Here is a 443-nt window from a genome sequence, read left to right on the forward strand (position 1 = left end):
TGGCCTGGGCCTCGCGCTCCCACTGCAGGAGGTACTTGGCGATACCGCGCATCACCGCCATGTCGCCGCCCAGGGCCGGACGGAAGTAGGCGGTGTTGGTCGGTTCGGAACCGTTGCTGAGCATCTCGAGCGGATGTTGCGGGTGCTGGAAGCGCTCCAGCCCACGCTCCTTGAGCGGGTTGAAGCACACCACCTGGGCACCTCGCTTGACCGCTTCGCGCAGCGGTTCGAGCATGCGTGGATGATTGGTGCCGGGGTTCTGGCCGATGACGAAGATCGCGTCAGCCAGTTCCAGGTCATGGAACACCACGGTGCCCTTGCCCACGCCCAGGGATTCGCCCATGCCCACGCCACTGGCCTCGTGGCACATGTTCGAGCAGTCGGGGAAGTTATTGGTGCCGTAGGCACGGACGAACAGCTGGTAGAGGAACGCCGCCTCGTTG

Annotated in this window: 1 pseudogene; it reads right to left on the reverse strand. The window is 64.8% G+C overall.

Annotated elements, in window-relative coordinates:
- Window positions 1–443 (reverse strand): annotated as a pseudogene (locus ABFA30_RS24230) (CbbBc protein); the annotation flags it as partial.

Origin of the sequence: Pseudomonas sp. HLMP (genome assembly GCF_046365545.1) — a bacterium.
GTDB lineage: Bacteria > Pseudomonadota > Gammaproteobacteria > Pseudomonadales > Pseudomonadaceae > Aquipseudomonas > Aquipseudomonas guariconensis_B.